17 protein-coding genes are annotated in these 16,099 nt (G+C 69.0%); 6 read left to right on the top strand and 11 right to left on the bottom strand.

What is annotated here, in order from left to right:
• Positions 1 to 112: 112 nt before the first annotated feature.
• Positions 113 to 706, top strand: a complete 594-nt coding sequence (locus IT306_08355; protein ID MCC7368420.1) for an NUDIX domain-containing protein — start codon at positions 113 to 115, stop codon at positions 704 to 706.
• A gap of 113 nt (positions 707 to 819) precedes the next feature.
• Positions 820 to 1,209, top strand: coding sequence for an isoprenylcysteine carboxylmethyltransferase family protein (locus IT306_08350; GenBank protein ID MCC7368419.1), 390 nt, complete (start codon positions 820 to 822; stop codon positions 1,207 to 1,209).
• Between the two features lie 85 nt (positions 1,210 to 1,294).
• Here the strand turns inward: IT306_08350 and IT306_08345 are convergent, their stop codons facing one another.
• From IT306_08345 to IT306_08330, 4 genes are all read right to left on the bottom strand, one after another.
• Positions 1,295 to 1,915, bottom strand: a complete 621-nt coding sequence (locus IT306_08345; GenBank protein MCC7368418.1) for a hypothetical protein — start codon at positions 1,913 to 1,915, stop codon at positions 1,295 to 1,297.
• Between the two features lie 318 nt (positions 1,916 to 2,233).
• On the bottom strand, positions 2,234 to 3,214 hold the full coding sequence (galE, locus tag IT306_08340) for a UDP-glucose 4-epimerase GalE (GenBank protein MCC7368417.1): 981 nt from the start codon (positions 3,212 to 3,214) through the stop codon (positions 2,234 to 2,236).
• A gap of 111 nt (positions 3,215 to 3,325) precedes the next feature.
• On the bottom strand, positions 3,326 to 3,805 hold the full coding sequence (locus tag IT306_08335; protein ID MCC7368416.1) for a PIN domain-containing protein: 480 nt from the start codon (positions 3,803 to 3,805) through the stop codon (positions 3,326 to 3,328).
• Entirely contained in the window at positions 3,793 to 4,035 is a 243-nt protein-coding gene (locus IT306_08330) for an AbrB/MazE/SpoVT family DNA-binding domain-containing protein (GenBank protein ID MCC7368415.1), read from the bottom strand. Before IT306_08330 ends, IT306_08335 begins: the two co-directional genes overlap by 13 nt.
• A gap of 224 nt (positions 4,036 to 4,259) precedes the next feature.
• On the opposite strand from IT306_08330, the gene IT306_08325 reads away from it, so the two are divergent.
• On the top strand, positions 4,260 to 5,519 hold the full coding sequence (locus tag IT306_08325; protein ID MCC7368414.1) for an MFS transporter: 1,260 nt from the start codon (positions 4,260 to 4,262) through the stop codon (positions 5,517 to 5,519).
• A gap of 172 nt (positions 5,520 to 5,691) precedes the next feature.
• Positions 5,692 to 6,438, top strand: a complete 747-nt coding sequence (locus IT306_08320; protein ID MCC7368413.1) for a DUF2071 domain-containing protein — start codon at positions 5,692 to 5,694, stop codon at positions 6,436 to 6,438.
• 22 nt (positions 6,439 to 6,460) lie between these two features.
• Here the strand turns inward: IT306_08320 and hydA are convergent, their stop codons facing one another.
• The 4 genes from hydA to IT306_08300 form a co-directional block, all read right to left on the bottom strand.
• On the bottom strand, positions 6,461 to 7,888 hold the full coding sequence (hydA, locus tag IT306_08315; GenBank protein ID MCC7368412.1) for a dihydropyrimidinase: 1,428 nt from the start codon (positions 7,886 to 7,888) through the stop codon (positions 6,461 to 6,463).
• 115 nt (positions 7,889 to 8,003) lie between these two features.
• Positions 8,004 to 8,555, bottom strand: coding sequence for a hypothetical protein (locus IT306_08310; protein MCC7368411.1), 552 nt, complete (start codon positions 8,553 to 8,555; stop codon positions 8,004 to 8,006).
• Positions 8,552 to 10,354 carry a hypothetical protein gene (locus IT306_08305; GenBank protein ID MCC7368410.1) on the bottom strand — a complete coding sequence of 601 codons (1,803 nt, stop codon included), beginning with the start codon at positions 10,352 to 10,354 and terminating at the stop codon, positions 8,552 to 8,554. The genes IT306_08310 and IT306_08305 overlap by 4 nt, the downstream gene beginning before the upstream one ends.
• A gap of 12 nt (positions 10,355 to 10,366) precedes the next feature.
• Positions 10,367 to 12,037, bottom strand: coding sequence for a PLP-dependent aminotransferase family protein (locus tag IT306_08300; protein MCC7368409.1), 1,671 nt, complete (start codon positions 12,035 to 12,037; stop codon positions 10,367 to 10,369).
• 122 nt (positions 12,038 to 12,159) lie between these two features.
• On the opposite strand from IT306_08300, the gene pdxS reads away from it, so the two are divergent.
• A complete protein-coding gene (gene pdxS / locus IT306_08295; GenBank protein ID MCC7368408.1) occupies positions 12,160 to 13,041 on the top strand; it encodes a pyridoxal 5'-phosphate synthase lyase subunit PdxS in 882 nt (293 codons plus the stop codon).
• Between the two features lie 32 nt (positions 13,042 to 13,073).
• Complete coding sequence (pdxT, locus tag IT306_08290) at positions 13,074 to 13,751, top strand: pyridoxal 5'-phosphate synthase glutaminase subunit PdxT (protein ID MCC7368407.1); 678 nt, start codon at positions 13,074 to 13,076, stop codon at positions 13,749 to 13,751.
• A gap of 44 nt (positions 13,752 to 13,795) precedes the next feature.
• On the opposite strand, the gene IT306_08285 is transcribed toward pdxT, so the two are convergent.
• From IT306_08285 to IT306_08275, 3 genes are all read right to left on the bottom strand, one after another.
• Positions 13,796 to 14,014 (bottom strand): hypothetical protein, encoded by a 219-nt coding sequence (locus tag IT306_08285; protein ID MCC7368406.1) that lies wholly within the window; start codon positions 14,012 to 14,014, stop codon positions 13,796 to 13,798.
• Positions 14,015 to 14,109: 95 nt separating this feature from the next.
• Entirely contained in the window at positions 14,110 to 15,033 is a 924-nt protein-coding gene (locus IT306_08280) for an ABC transporter permease (GenBank protein MCC7368405.1), read from the bottom strand.
• A gap of 45 nt (positions 15,034 to 15,078) precedes the next feature.
• The gene (locus tag IT306_08275; GenBank protein MCC7368404.1) at positions 15,079 to 16,032 is read right to left on the bottom strand and encodes an ABC transporter permease; all 954 of its coding nucleotides are present in this window, start codon (positions 16,030 to 16,032) and stop codon (positions 15,079 to 15,081) included.
• Positions 16,033 to 16,099 lie beyond the last annotated feature (67 nt).

The following is a 16,099-nucleotide window of genomic DNA, read 5'->3' as shown; positions in this document are numbered from 1 at the left end:
CGCACCAGTGCCGGCCGTTCCCGACGGCCGTCGCGCAGCGACGGCGTGACTGTAGGCGGGGACTTCAGTCCCCGACCGCCCGTTCCATGATGCTTCGGGGACACCAATGAACATGCAATCGCCCTGCTCTCCAACCCCCCACGCCGTCTGGCAACGGGCGCATCGCGTCCTGCTCTTCATCTGGCGCTACCTGCCGCTGCCGGCCCGGCGCCTGGCGATCCTGGCGCTGTATCCGCGCGTCCCGATTGGCGCGGTCGCCGTCATCCGGGATGGCGAGGGCCGCCTGCTCCTGGTGCGGCAGACGTACCATCGGGTCGGCGTGCGCTGGGCGGCCCCTGGTGGCTGGCTTGGACGCCGCGAGACACCGCAACAGGCGGCGGAGCGCGAGACCTGGGAGGAGACCGGCCTGCGCGTCAAGGCTGGCAGGGTGCTGGCGACCGGTGGCGGACCGTACGGCGAGATCAGCATCGCCTACGAGTGCGAGGTGGTCGGGGACGCGGGATTCACCCCCAGCGAGGAAACGGATCAGATCGGCTACTTCGCGGTGGACGCACTGCCAGAGATGACCGTCGACACGCGCCGTCTGATGGACCGAGCGCTGGCCGCGCAGGAGCGCTGGCGAGATGTCCAGCCACCGCTCGGCACAACCGCCGCCTCGCCGCCCAGCACAGTCGTCGGCCCGCCCACTGGAGGCGATCCATCGTGAACGACACACCTGACGCCAGCCCGGCAACACCGAACGACGACTCGTTCCTGGGTCGGGGTGGGCTGTGGGTCGTCAGCCAGTTCCCGCTCGGCGGCGCGGCCCTGCTGGCCTCGATGGCCGGGCCAGCGCTGCCCGACGTGGTGCGCCGGCCGGGACGCTGGGTCGGCGGCGTGCTGTTCGTCGTCGGCGGCCTGCTGGCCCTGGCCGGGCTGGGCGGCCTCGGGCGGCAGCTCACGCCGTTCCCGAAGCCGAGTCCTGGCGCGACCCTGGTGCAGTCTGGCGCATACGGGCTGGCACGGCACCCGGTCTATGGCGGTATGCTGACAGCGTTGCTCGGATGGGCGCTGCTCCACGGCCGCTGGTCCGGGCTGCTCTCGACGCTGGTGGTCGGCCTGTTCTTCGACCGCAAGGCCAGCCGTGAAGAGGCGTTCCTGGCGGCGCAGTTCCCCGAGTACCCCACCTATCGCGGGCGCGTCAGCAAGCTGATCCCCTGGCTCTACTGACGGGGCACGCACGGCGAGCAGGTCGAGGATCTCCCATCCCTCGTGCCGGCCTCAGGTGCCACCTTTGGAAGCGCAGTGGGCGGGCCTATCCTTGCGGTCTGGGCGGCGCTCCGAGCTGCGAGTGCATCGAGAGCGCCCGCAGAAAGAAGCGATAGACTGCCTGAGAGTCCGCAAGCTCGGCAGTCGTAACGTACAGGCCGAACGTCACGCCGTTGAGCACCACGTTCGGCTCACGTCCTTCGACGGTGTACTCCTCGACGGTCATCCGCCGATCCTGGAGGTCGGCTTCCAGGCCGAGCATCTGGAGGCTGGCGCGCGGCACGATGTAGACGTGCAGCTGGTACGGACTCGGAGTCTGGCCGCGCCCGTCTGGCCGGTCAGCCACGCGCCGCGCCTTCGCCGTGGCGCCGTAGTGCGATGGTTCGCCAGGGCAGCCGGCGTCGATCAACGCCGGCAGCGTGAACCGACGCGACCCTGGCAGGTCAAGACTGCCAACCGCCGCGTCGACCAGCCCACGGGCCAGCTCGGCCTCGCTGGCTTCGCCGGTCACGCTCTGCACGCAGATACCGAGCGCTTCGTACTTCCCGTACACGGTGGTGGAGATCCTGCGTCCCGGCGGCATACCGAACTGGCCGAGGGTCAGACCGGCCACGTACACCACCAGGGCCAGCGCACTCGGCCAGCCGAGGTACAGGACGAGCTTCATCGCGCGTCCGACCATAACGACACCATGATAGCGCGCTGGCAGCCACCGGCGCGGGTCCGGACTCAGGTGCCAGGGCGATTGCATGTCGATGTCGTCGTGCCGTCTCGTCAGGGCTTGAAAGCCCCGCCTATCATCCTGCAGTCGCTGCGCGACGCTCCTGGCTCGCCGGACGACGGCTGTTCTCACCCTTCGTCGCGCAGCGACGGAATGACGGTAGGCGGGCGTTTCAACCCCCGACCGCTCGTCTCCTCGCGCTTCGGGAACACGGACGAACATGCAATCGCCCTACCGCAGGCGCGCGACTCGGACGGGTCGTCGCTAGCTCGACACGCCCCACCGCTTCGCGTGCCAGCGCCAGGCCGTCGCCACGATCTGCTCGACCGTCTCGTAGCGCGGGCTCCAGCCGAGGTCGTTGCGGATCTTCCGATTGTCGGCAAACAGGGCCGTGGCGTCGCCGGGGCGGCGAGCCTCCTCGACCACGGCGATCTCTCGTCCCGTCACGCGGCGGCAGGCGTCGATGATCTCGCGGACCGAGTAGCCGGTCCCGGTCCCGAGGTTGTACGCCTTGCAGGCCCCCCGCTCCTCCATCGCGCCGACGGCCAGGACGTGGGCGCTCGCCAGATCCTCGACGTGAATGTAGTCACGGATGCAGGTGCCATCCGGGGTCGGATAGTCCGTCCCGAAGACCTTGACGTGCGGCAGCCGCCCAGCCGCCACGGCCAGCACCAGCGGGATCAAGTGCGTCTCTGGCTCATGATCCTCGCCGAGCGTGCCGTCAGCGGCCGCGCCGGCCGCGTTGAAGTAGCGCAGGCTGACCGAGCGAAGGTCGTAGGCCTGGGCGTACGATGCCAGCACCCGCTCGAAGGTCAGTTTCGACTCGCCGTACGGGCTCTCCGGCTTCTTTGGCTCGTCCTCGGTGACGGGCACACTGTCGGGGTAGCCGTAGGTGGCGCAGGTGGACGAGAAGACGATCTGGTTGACGCCATGGCGGCGCATCGCGTCGAGCAGCTCGATGCCCGATGAGACGTTGTTGCGCCAGTACTTCGCCGGATCCTGCACAGACTCGCCGACGTAGGCGTAGGCTGCGAAATGAAGCACGGCGTCGAAGTGTCGAGATCCAAGCACGGCGTCGAGGCCCGCTGCATCGGCAAGCTCGCCGACCACCAGCTCACAGGGCACGGTCTCGGCGTGCCCATACACGAGGTTGTCGTAGACCAGGACCTCGTGGCCGGCCTTGAGGAGCGCTCGCACCGTATGGCCGCCCACGTACCCCGCGCCGCCCGTCACCAGCAATCGCACCGACACACTCCCCCTGCCGACATGGCTTCGGTCGGTCGCGGCTCCGACTGCACGGCCCGCCGACACGCTCAGAGATGGTGAGGCCCGGCGCAACGGGTCAGCAAGGAATGCTCAGCGGAAAGCGTCGAGGTGACAGACCTTGATGCGCGAGGCGAGCGGCTGGAGCTTTCGCGTCCAGGTGGCGTCATTCGTCACGAGGTGATGGACCTGGGAGATGAGACCTGTCGCCACGATCAACGCGTCCGGAGCCGACAGTCGGAACATGGCCCGCACCGAGGCCGCCTCCTGAGCGACAGGCAGATCCACGGGCACGGGCGTCAGATTCGGGAACTGCGAGATGAACTCCATGATGTGCTGATACGGTTCAGGCGTCCCAGCGCGAAGCGGCCGAACAAGAACATCCATCACGGTGATCATCGAGACGAGTCCCCGATTGCGCCCAGGATGAACCATCTCATCGAGGATGTAGGACGCAACCGGCGTCGCCGCCTCGGCTCGGTTCAGATAGGCGACGAGCGTCGACGTGTCGATGAGGAGTCGCTCCCCGTCTCGGATGGCTCGGTCGAGCGCCGCAGCTCCTATTGCTCCCACGAAGCCCGCTCTTCTCTGATGTAGGCCAGCTCCTCCTCAAGCGTTCCACCATACAGCCCCTCGGCGATGCCGGCGTAGCTGCGCCGGACCGGCCGCAGCTCGACCTTGCCAGGACGCTCGCTGTCGAACTCGACGACGAGGCGGTCGCCCGGCTGCATGCCCAGCTCCCGCACGATCTCGTGCGGCAGGGTGATCTGGTTCTTCTGCCGAAGCGTCACGGTCTGCTGCATACGTGACAATCCTCCTACTGACAGTGTGGAGTCGTACGCTCCAATAGGATCGTACCATGCGAACGAGTTGGACAGGCGAGGCCTCGTCGAACGACGCTCCGCGCCACGCGCCTACGCGCCTGATGGAGGTCGCGGCGGCCGGCCTGACGGTGCTATCCTCGGGAATCGCGCTGTCGCGGAGGACTGCCCTGACTGCCACTGCCGAGAGGCCCGCCACACGCGGCGTGACTGGAACGCTCACCGGCGAGATGTTCAGTTCGCTGAGCGTGCCCGACTACCGCCGGCTCTACTTCGGCAACATGGCGTTCCAGTTCAACTCCTGGATGGGCGGCCTCACGTTCGGCTGGCTGATGCTGCTGATCGGCAACTCGCCGTTCTGGCTCGGCCTGAGCGGCGCGATGACCGGCCTCGCCATGACCTGCATGTCCCCGCTCGGCGGCGCGTTCGCGGACGCCTGGGACCGTCGACGCTCGCTGCTGGTCACCCAGACAACGGCCATCGTCGTGAACGCCGGCGTGGCGACGCTCTACGTCCTGGATGTCCTCTCGATCTGGCATCTGCTGGTGGCGTCGCTGCTGATGGGCATGAGCTTCACCTTCAACATGCCCGCCCGCCAGTCGCTGATGGCCGAGATCGTGCCACGCCCGTTGCTGCCCAACGCGACGGCCCTGCAGACCGCCTCGATGAACCTCGCGCGCATCACCGGCCCCAGCATGGCCGGCTTCCTGCTCTCGACGGTCGGGCCGCTGTTCGTGATGCTGCTCGGCCTCTGCGCCAACACCTGGACGGTCACCCAGATCCTGAGCATTCGCCACCGATCTGCGAAGCCCTCGAAGGCGTTCACGCTCAAGAGCATCCGCATCACCGACGGCTTCCGCTACGTCTACCGCACGCGCCCGCTGCTCGACATGATGCTGGTCGTGACCATCTCCAACATCTTCGGCCTCTCGTACGTTCAGATGCTGCCGTCGTTCGCCCGCGACTCGCTGCACCTTGACGCGGCCGGCCTGGGCATCCTGACCTCGTCGATGGGCGGCGGCGCGCTGGTCGGCTCGTTGATCATGGCGCGGGTCGGCATCGGACAGCACCACTCGCTGATGATGCGTGGCGCGGCGTTCAGCATCTGCCTGCTGCTGCTGGCCCTCGGCTGGTCTGGCTCGCTCTGGCTCGCCGCGCCGTTGCTGGCGCTCATCGGCTCGCTGACGGCGCTGCTCACGGCCCTCAGTATCTCGACGGTCCAGCAGTACGCCCCCGACGAGTTGAGCGGGCGGGTCTTCGGGGTGTACATGGTCTGCACGGGCCTGACCAACATCGGCAGCCTGCCGCTCGGCGCGATCGCCGACCGCATCGGGACGGATCACGCCATCGGGGTGTGGGGCAGCATCGGCGCCTGCCTGGTGCTGGCGTTCGTGGGGTACCGCACGCTGACCGAACCACGCGCGGCGACGGTCGCCCAGCCGGCCGACGCCCCCACGCCGTCCTGACTGCCGCCACCCCTTGCGGCTGGCTGGTCTTCCGCCCACCCGAACGGAAATCGCGCCGCGACCCTGCCGCATGCTGGACAATTGGGATGTGGTGAAGACGCAGGGGTGAGCATTCGGCTCGGGGCGAGCGGTCAGGGCGCGTAAATGCGGTGCCGCCGAGCATGCGGGGGACATGGTGCTGTCTCGTGAGATCGACCGGATCACGCCGACCTTCCGGCCGTCCGACCTCGTCGTCGGCTTCCAGCAGTGGCGCGACCTGCTCTTCCTGCACTGGCCGATCCCACCCGACGCGCTCCGCCCGCTGATTCCACGCCAGCTCGACATCGATACCTACGATGGCCTCGCCTACATCGGCCTCGTGCCGTTCTGGATGACCGGCGTCCGGCCGTCCTGGGCGCCGGCCCGTTCGGCGTTCACGTTCTGCGAGACCAACGTCCGCACCTACGTCCACCGCAACGGCGAGGATCCAGGCGTCTACTTCTTCTCGCTGGAGGCCGCCTCAGCCATCGCCGTGACCATCGCGCGGCTCCAGTTCAAGCTGCCCTACTTCTGGGCCAGCATGCGGATGCGCCGCCTCGGCAACCAGATCGAGTACCGCAGCCGACGCCTGCTCGGCGGCCCGGCCCGCACCTACGCCCGCTTCGAGCCAGGCGAGTTTCTCGGAGCATCAGCGCCCGGCACGCTCGAACACTTCCTGATCGAGCGGTACTACTTGCACGCGTCGGACGGCGACCGACTGTGGCGCGGACAGGTCTACCATACGCCGTACCCCGTCCAGCGGGCGACCGTCCACGCCGTCCGTGACGAATTGATCGGCGCAGCCGGCATGCCGCGGCCGCTCGGGCCTCCGCTCCTGGCACACTACGCCCGGGGTGTGGACGTGGACATCTTCGGCCTCCGGCCCCACGAGGCGCTGTGAGCCTGCCCGGTGTCACCGTGAGTCAGCGCGGGGGAGGCTGACGCCTGAGCAGTTTCCCTCGACCCGGCCGTCCGACGACCTGACCATCCTTGGCGATCAGCTCCCCGCGCGAGAACGTCGCCACCGGCCAGCCGACCACGTCCATGCCCTCGCATGGCTCGTAACCGGCCCGCGAGTGCAGGCGGGACTGGCTGATGGTCTCGGCGCGTGTCGGGTCGAACAGGACGAGGTCCGCATCCGACCCCAGCGCGATGGTCCCCTTGCGCGGATACAGGCCGTGCAGCCGGGCCGGCGTCGTGGACATCGCGTCCACCAGCCGGTTCGGCGTGATCCGGCTCCAGGGGGAGGCCAGCTCATCAGCCTGAAAGTCAGCAGCCGTCAGCATGCGCCCCTTCGCGCCGCGCACGCCCGCATCCCAGAGCGCCGGCAATTGCGTCTCCAGGGCCGGGATGCCGTGCGGGATCAGGCTGAAATCGTGCTCTCCGGCCCGCTTCTCCTCGATGGCCCAGGCGCAATGGTCGCTGCCGACCATGTCGATGGTCCCATCGGCCAGCCCTTCCCAGAGCTTCGGGAGGTTGACGGCCGGCCGCAGCGGCGGACACCCGCTCATCGTCAGTGGATCGACGCCCGGCGCGGTGTAGCAGTCGGCGTCGAGCAGCAGGTAGCAGGGCCGCACCTCGATCCACGGACGCGAGCCGCGCGCCTTGGCTTCGCGCGCCCGCTGCAACGCCGCATCGCAGGAGAGATGCACGACGCAGACGGTCGCGCCGGTCAGGTCGGCGTAGTCGATGGCCCGGGCGGTCGCCTCAGCCTCTCCGATCTCCGGGCGGCTGTCGCGATACCAGACGGCGGACCGCTTGCCCTCCGCGAACAGCTTTCCCTGCTGATAGTCGAGCACGGCCGGGTTCTCGGCGTGCGCCATCACCAGTCCGCCAGCGTCGGCGCTGGCGCGCATGAGCTTGAGCAGATCGCGGTCGGCCACGCGCATCATGAACGCCTTCACCGTCGGGAAGCCGTCCGCCAGGAGCGCCGGCACCTCGGCCAGCGTGGCATCCGAGAAGTCGGTCACCACGATGTGGAAGCTGTAGTCGATCAGCGACTTCGGGGCGGCCCGGGCGTCCCACTCGCGGATGCCCTCGGCCAGCGTCGATCCGGGAAACTGGCGGGCGTAGTCGATGATCGTGGTCACGCCGCCACAGGCCGCCGCTTCGGTGCCGGAGAGGAAATCGTCGGCGGTCGTCGGGCCGCCCTGCCGGAACTGGGCTTCCAGATGGGTGTGCGGATCGACCACGCCCGGCAGCACCAGCAGGCCGCTGGCATCGTGCGTCTCGACGGCGTCTCCCACGTCGCCAATCGCCACGATCTTGCCGTCCGAAACCCCGATGTCGGCGCGGCGCGTCTCGGTGGCGGTGACGATGGCGCCGCCGTGAATGGCAAGATCGAGCGGCATGACGAGCCTCCGGGCGTGACGGTTGGGCGGTCGGACAACGGTTCCCCAGAGGGTAGCCGAGTGCGGGACGGCCATGCGCCGGCAGCGCATCAACCCGGGCCGTCCAACACGGGCGCTACTCCGCTGGCTGCCGCTCCCAGAACCGGACCATCCGCCAGAGCGCCAGCCCGAACCCGCCAGCCCAGAGCGCGGCGAACAGCCAGTACCGCTGTGCCACCAGGTCCGGGAACGCCCGCCCAAGGAGGGCCGCGACACCGGTCAACAACCCGAATCGGGCCGCGCGGCCAACGGCGGCCCACGCGAGGAACGATGCCAGCGGCAAGCCTTCGCTCCCGGCCGTCCGCGCGAACACTTTGACCGGCACGCCCGTCGCTGCCTGCCGCAGCGCGCCGCGCGGACCGCTCTCGCGGAGCCAGCGCGTAGCTGCTGTGACCATCGGCGGCCGGACCAGCGGCAACCGCTCGGTGTGAGCCCGCTCGGGCCGCGCCCGGCCGTCCAGGTGGCTGATCGCGCCGCCCAGGATGGTCCCCAGGACCGCCCCAAGCACCAGTTGCCACCAGTGGGACGGCCGTCTCAGCGCCAGGGGCACCGTCAACGCGTCCGGCATGATCGGCCAGACCGTCGCCTCGGCCACGGCCCAGGCCAGCGCCAGGCCAGCGGCTCTCATCGGAGACCGCGCAGTCGCTGGGTCTCACACTCCAGGATGCGCCGCGCGATGGCCACCGACGCCGCGTACGTCGAGTCGATGCCCTCGAACGAGAGCCGCCGGCCGCCGAGGGTCCGCGCCCGCGTGTAGGGCGTGTCCGATGCGTAGTGGATGAAGCCGACGTCAAACGGCAGATCGCGGAAGTGGACGGCGTCATCCAGCGGGTGCCGCTCGGGATAGGTCGCCTCGTAGACGGCGCTCAGGTACGGCCCGGCCTCCATCTCGACGATGGTGTACGCCTCGCGGTAGAACAATTCGAGATACTCACGGTTCTGGAGAAACGTACCGCGCACCGTTACAGCCTTCTGTCGATCCAGCGCCGAGCCACGCTCCAGCCAGGACGCCACCTCGTCGTAGCCAAAGACGTTGTGGAACGAGTAGACGTTGCCCGTGTGCTCGTCAAAGACTTCGTCGGCCAGCATCACGTCGCCGACCGCGCCGTTGAGCGTGGCCGCCTTGCCCAACACGTAGAAGCCGCGCAGGTCGCCGACACGCTCGGCGATCTGCCGCCCGATGTAGTAGGCTGCCATCCCAAGTGGGTAGTCCACGTTGAGGATCACCGCGTTGGTGGTCCCGATGACGCCTGCCAGCTCCTCCAGGCGCGGATCGAGGTCTTCCACCCGCACCCGCGAGAGATCGACCACCTGGGCCAGCACGTCGAAGCCGGTGGCCGGACGAATGGTGGTGATGCCGCGCTGGTGCTCCTCGTCCTCGCGCTGAGAGGTCCGCATGTGGTCCTCGTGGGCGGCGTTCCAGAGCCGGGCGGCGTAGTAGAGCAGGTTCTCCGGGTTGCTGTAGCCGCGCGCCCGCCGCAGCGCTTCGATCTCGGCTGCCGCCGCGCCATCTCGCGTCGTCTCCAGAAAGCGCCAGAGCGTGTCAGCCCGCCGCCGCACGTACCCTGACAGCAGGTTGACGATGCTGTGCGCGTTGGACGACACGAAGTAGACCGGCCGATCCAGCAGCCCGGACTCTTCCATGAAGTGTCCGATGGGCGTCCACCACTGCTCGACCAGCCGCGCGTAGCCGAGGTGAGTGCCGCCCAACATGCGAACCCGCATGTCCTTCGGGGCGGCGGCGATGTGCTGGAGGGTTGACCAGAGCTGCGCGCCCCAGATGCCGCGCAGGCGATTCCAGTCGCTGCCCGGGATCAACAGGCGGTCGCCCAGGTTAGTCAGCGCGTCGTCGCCGGGAGGGGTCTCCTGCGCGAGCGCCGCCTTCACGTCCGGCTGCGACTGGATCAGCCGATGCAGCTTGTTCCATTCCAGTTGATACGCCACGACGGTCGGGATCACGTCGTCAAGGTCGGAGGTCGAGGCGATGACGACGGCCAGCGTCTCGTGACGGTCCCAGAGCCACTGCCGACGACGACCAGGCGCGGAGACAGACTCCCAACCATCGAGCCCCCCGGGGATGGCCGAGGAGAGCTGCTCGGTCAGTTGCGCCAGCACCATGCGCTCGACGGCGACGATGCACGATGGCAGCCGCTGCACGGCGTAGATGAAGGCCCCGCAGTCCGGGTCATCCGAGAGCGCGCCGGGATGGAGGCTCGATCCAACGCCCTGGTGAGCCGGCTCGAAGGCCCGCACCGGCACATCGCCGGGCGTTCGCAAGATCGTCGTGTACGTGCGGACGTAGAGGTTGACGGCGTCTCGCCCGACGATGGCGTCGGATTCCGCGGCGCGCGCGGCCTGCCCGATGCGCCCTTCGACGGCCGTCGTCCGCTGCCCAGGGCTCCTATGGTGATCGTCCGCCACCCTCACGCCTGCGCCTCCTCATCGGTCCGGCTCCAGCATCGCCACGTCGCCCACGCGCGGCCCAACGACCGTCTGCCGCGCTCGGCGTATCCGCCGGGCGGCCTGCGCCAGCCGCCGGACACCCTCCGCGATGCGCTCCTCGTCGAGCGCCGCGAACCCGAGCATCAGGCCGGGCCGCCTGACCTTTCCTTGATAGTACGGGTCCAACGCGGGCGTGGCTACCCCCAATCGCGCCGCTTCCTCGGCCAACGCCACCGCGTCCGCGTCCGCAGGCAGCCAGCCGACCAGATGCAGGCCCGCGCCGTCGCCGCCGGGCATCAGCTCCGCGCCAGGCTCTCGACGGATCGCCTCCAGCAGCGAGTCCCGCCGCGACTGGTACAGCCGCCGCATCCGCCGCAGGTGACGCTCGAAGTGGCCCTCCCCGATGAAGTCCGAGAGCACCTGTTGATCGAGCGTCGCCGTCTGGCGGTCGGCCAGCCACTTGGCGGCCACGAACGGCTCGACCAGCCGAGGCGGCAAGACGACGAATCCCACGCGCAGCGGCGGAAACAGGGCCTTCGAGAAGCTGCCGACATACGCGACGACGCCGTGCGTGTCCAGCCCCTGCAACGATTCGAGCGGACGGCCCGAATACCGAAAGTCGGAGTCGTAGTCGTCCTCGACAATCGTGGCGCCCCGACGGGCCGCCCATTCCAGCAGTCGCAGCCGGCGCGGCAGGCTCAGCGTCGCGCCAGTCGGGAACTGGTGCGACGGCGTGACGTAGACGAGGCGCGGGGCATCGTCGGCGTCCGGCGCGGGGAGGGCCGCAACGTCCAGTCCATCGTCGTCTACCGGCACCGGCGCCACTGACATGCCGTGCGCCCGCAGCGTCAGCGCCGCGCCGGCGTAGCCCGGATCCTCCAGCGCCGCGCGGTCGCCGGGGTCGAGGCAGAGACGGATCAGCAGGTCCGCTCCCTGCTGCGAGCCGTTCACCACCACCACCTGCTCGGCGCTGCACCGCACGCCGCGCGTCTGGCCCAGGTGGGTCGCGATGGCCTCGCGGAGCGGCCGGTAGCCGGCCGGGTCGCCGTAGGAGGCCAGCTCCTCGGACCGTTCACGGACCTGCCGGGCGGTCAGCCGCCCCCAGATCTGGCGCGGAAAGGTATCCCAGTCAGGCCGCCCCGGCCGGAAGTCGAACGGCAGTGGGCCGTACCGTTCGGCCACACGGCCGTCACCGCCCCAGACCTGGCGATGGACCTCGGCCATGCGGCCGCCCCAGGCCGAGAGCAGCCCAACGCCGGCCGACTCGTCGCGGTCAGTCGCGTCGTCTGCCGCCGACGCTGCACCGGAGTTCCCCAGGTCGCCGTCAGCGGGGTGCCCATGTGGGAGCGCCACCAGGCGCGGACGGCGGGCCGCCGCGAGCGCATCGTCGGGGATCTGCCGCGAGACAAACGTTCCCGCGCCCTGGCGGGCCTCGGCGTACCCCTCCGCGACCAGTTGCTCGTAGACGAGCACGACCGTCGTGCGCGAGACGGCCAGTTGCCCGGCCAGTGAACGGGAAGGTGGCAGCCGCTCGCCGGGCCGCAGCCGCCGCGCGAGGATGTCGTCGCGGAGGCGGGTGTAGAGCTGCTGCTGGAGCGAGAGCGAGCCGCGTTCATCCAGGGGAACCGTCAACGCCGTCGCCACACGCCGCCTCCCGAAGCGAGCAATTGGTTTGATAGTACCACACGGAATTGGACCTTGTACCAGTCCACTTGCCTTCCGTATGGTCGTTCGAGAGGTCTACGGGCGAGTTCGTCCGCGCTCGGCGCGCTTCCTGGGAGGGTTCCGCGATGCAAGAGGCAACGTTTACCGTCAAGAAGGGTCTGGCGCAGATGCTCAAGGGCGGCGTCATCATGGACGTCGTGACGCCCGAACAGGCGAAGATCGCCGAGGAGGCCGGCGCGTGCGCCGTGATGGCGCTGGAGCGCATTCCAGCCGAGATCCGCGCGCACGGCGGCGTCGCCCGCATGAGCCCGCCCGAGCTGATCGAGCGGATCATGGAGGCAGTCAGCATCCCGGTGATGGCGAAGGCCCGCATCGGCCACTTCGTCGAGGCGCAGATCCTGGAGTCGCTCGGCGCGGACTACATCGACGAGTCCGAGGTCTTGACGCCGGCCGACGAGGAGTTCCACATCAACAAGCACGACTTCAAGGCGCCGTTCGTGTGCGGTGCGCGTGACCTGGGCGAGGCGTTGCGACGCATCGGCGAGGGCGCGGCGATGATCCGCTCGAAGGGCGAGCCGGGCACCGGCAACATCGTCGAGGCCGTTCGGCACCTCCGCAGCATCGTCACCAGCATCAAGCGGCTGACGATCCTCGGCCCGGACCAGTGGATGACCGAGGCCAAGAACCTCGGCGCGCCATACGATCTGGTGCGAGACGTGGCCCAGGAGGGCAAGCTGCCCGTCGTGCTGTTCTGCGCGGGTGGCGTGGCGACCCCTGCCGACGCCGCCCTGGTGATGAAGCTTGGCTCGGAGGGCGTGTTCGTCGGCTCGGGCATCTTCAAGAGCCAGAACCCGGCGAAGACGGCGGCGGCCATCGTCAAGGCGACCACCCACTTCCGCGATCCTGGCATCGTGGCGGAGGTCTCGAAGGGCCTGGGCGAGGCGATGCCGGGCATCGAGCTGGGGGCGATCCCCGAGCGCGAGCTGATGGCCCCGCGCGGCTGGTAGGCCACTGACCACTCGCACAGGGAGGTTTCCCGATGTCCGACGCTGCCAAGTCGCCCACGTCGTCCGAGTTCGGCGGCCTGACCGTCGGCGTGCTGGCGCTCCAGGGTGCATTCGTCGAGCACGTCCAGACGATCGAGCGCCTGGGCGCGACGGCCCGCGAGATCCGCCTGCCGTCCGACCTGGAGGGCATCGACGGGCTCATCATCCCCGGCGGCGAGAGCACGACCATCGGCAAGCTGCTGGTCCACTACGAGCTGCTCGCGCCGCTCCGGACGCTGGTGGACCGCGGCTTCCCGATCTACGGCACCTGCGCCGGCGCCATCCTGCTGGCGAAGGACATCGGCGGCCTGGATCAGCCGCTGCTCGCCACCATGGATCTCGTCGTCAAACGGAACGCTTTCGGCCGGCAGCTCCAGAGCTTCGAGACGGACCTCAAGATCGCCGGTCTGGGCGAGCAGCCGTTTCGGGCGATCTTTATCCGCGCACCGGCCATCACGTCGGTGAGCGAGGGCGTGGACGTGCTCGCCGCGCTCGACGACGGCGCCATCGTGGCGGCGCGTCAGGGGAGCCTGCTGGTGAGCTGCTTCCACCCCGAGCTGACCGAGGACGACCGCTTCCACCGGGCGTTCCTGGAGAGCGTTGCCGCGCACCGCGCCGCGGGGCAGATCCCCACGGCGATGGTCGCGATAACCCCATCGGCGTCAACCTGATCGGCGTCGACGTGACCCGCGCCGAGCGGGGCGGCCTGCCCGGCTCAGTGGCCGGGCGTCGCGCTCCGGCCCGGCGCGCTCGGCGCGATGGCGTCGGCCCGCTTCCGCGCGGCCTCGCGCTGGGCCGCGATCTTCTGCTGCTGCCCCATCATCCAACCGCGCGCCTGCATCAGCCAGCCGACGTTCAACACGACCAGCACCGCCGCCGCCAGCAGCCCGATCAGGAACTGCGCCCAACCCGGCAACGCCTGCAACGCCTCCATCGCGCTCCCACCTCCCGCGTCTGTGCCTTCTCACCAGTACAAGGAGTGTACCGGTTCAGCGTGCGATCATCGGCCGGGAGGCCCTCACGCCAGAGTCACCCCGAGCGCATCGTCGGGTCCAGCATGTCGCGGATCCAGTCGCCACCCCGGCTGATCGCCAGCGTCGTCAGCATGATCGCCAGCCCCGGCAACGTGCTCAGCCACCACGCCGTATCGAGATACTGACGCCCCTGCCCGAGCATGCCACCCCAGGATGGCGCTGGCGGCTGGACGCCCAGCCCCAGGAAGCTCAACGTTGATTCGAGGATGATCAGGCGGGCCAGATCCAGGGTCGCCAGGACGATCACCGGCGACAGGATGTTCGGCAGGATGTGCCGCAGCAGGATGCGCCCATCCGAGCCGCCCAGCGCCCGCACCGACTGCACGAACTCGCGCTCCTTGATCGTCAGCACCACGCCGCGACAGACCCGCGCGTAGGTCATCCAGCCGCTGATGCCGACGATAACGATCAGCTTCCAGGGGATCGCACCGGCCGGGTCCGGCCCGAGCACGGCGATGATCGCGATGGCCAGCAGGATGAACGGGAACGCCAGCTGCATGTCGGCGACCAGCATGATGACTTCGTCGACGACGCCCGAGAAGTACCCGGCCAGCATACCCAACAGCGTGCCCAGCACCGAACCGATCAGCACGCCGAGGAAGCCGACGGCCAGGGAGATCTGCGCCCCGTACAGAATCCGGCTGAGGATGTCGCGTCCTACCTCGTCCGTCCCGAGGTAGTAGCCCGGCTCCGCCTCCTCCATCCAGAACGGCGGCTTGAGCCGCAGCAGCAACGACTGCTCGGTCGCACTCTTCGGGGCGATCAGCGGCGCCAGCGCCGCCGCACCAATCATGAGCACCAGGACGGCGGCGCACACCCAGACGACCGGCGGCACGCGACGGAGATGGTAGCCCCAGGTCGGGCCGCCGCGGATGACCTGCGGGGACGGCACGGCGAGGGCGACAGCCGGTTCAGCCATGCGAGCCCTCCCGCCGTGCAGAAACTCTTCGCGATCTCTGGCCCATCATGCGTACCGAATCCTCGGGTCAAGCCAGCCGTACGCCAGATCGACCAGGAAGTTGACGACCACGAACGCCATCGCCACCAGCAGCACCGATGCCTGCACGATGGGGTAGTCGCGGCTGCCAATCGACTTGATGGCCAGCAGTCCGATGCCCGGCCAGGAGAAGACCGTCTCGGTGACCACCGCGCCGCCCAGCAGCGTCCCGAACTGCAGCCCCATGATCGTGACGATGGGAATGGCGGCGTTCTTGAGGTTGTGGCGCAGCAGCACGACGATGTCGCTCAGGCCTTTGGCGCGCGCCGTCCGGATGTAGTCGGACCGCATCACGTCGAGGACGGCCGACCGCGTCAACCGCGCGATGCTGGCCATCGCGAACGCGCCAAGGGTGATGGCCGGCAAGAAGACGTGCCAGAGCATCGTCGGCCAATCCTTCGGGTTGAGCCAGTCGCCGGTCCCGCGCCCCGAGACCGGGAACCAGCCCAGCTGCAGCCCGAGCACCAGGATCAGCATGATCCCGATGTAGAAGGTCGGAGCGGATTGCCCGACCAGCGCCAGGAACATGGCCAGGTTGTCCCAGACGGAGTTGCGCTTCGCCGCCGAGATCAGGCCAGCCGGCAACGCCACCACAATGGCCAGGGTGAAGGCGACGAACGCCAGCTCGAACGTGGCCGGCAGCCGCTCCAGCGCGATAGACACGGCCGGCTGCCGCATGTGAATCGAGCGGCCAAGGTCGCCGCGTAGCACGTTGCCGATAAACACGAGGTACTGCACTGGGATCGGCTGATCGAGGCCGAGCTCGGCGCGGACCCGGTTCATCTCGGCCGTCGGCGCATCCGGCGGGAGCATCAGCGGCACCGGATCGCCCGAGAGCCGCATCACGATGAAGACGATGGTGACGATGCCCCAGAGGGCGATGACGGCCCGCACGAGTCGACGCGTCAAAAACTGAATCATGGCCTCAGCGATCACCTTCCCGGTTCACCAGACCAGTGCGGCCTGAGCGGCAGGCAACTGCGTGGTC

Source organism: Chloroflexota bacterium (genome assembly GCA_020850535.1).
Classification (GTDB): domain Bacteria; phylum Chloroflexota; class UBA6077; order UBA6077; family JACCZL01; genus JADZEM01.
Note: the sequence above shows the minus strand (reverse complement) of the source record. Positions and strands in the feature narration are given on the sequence as shown.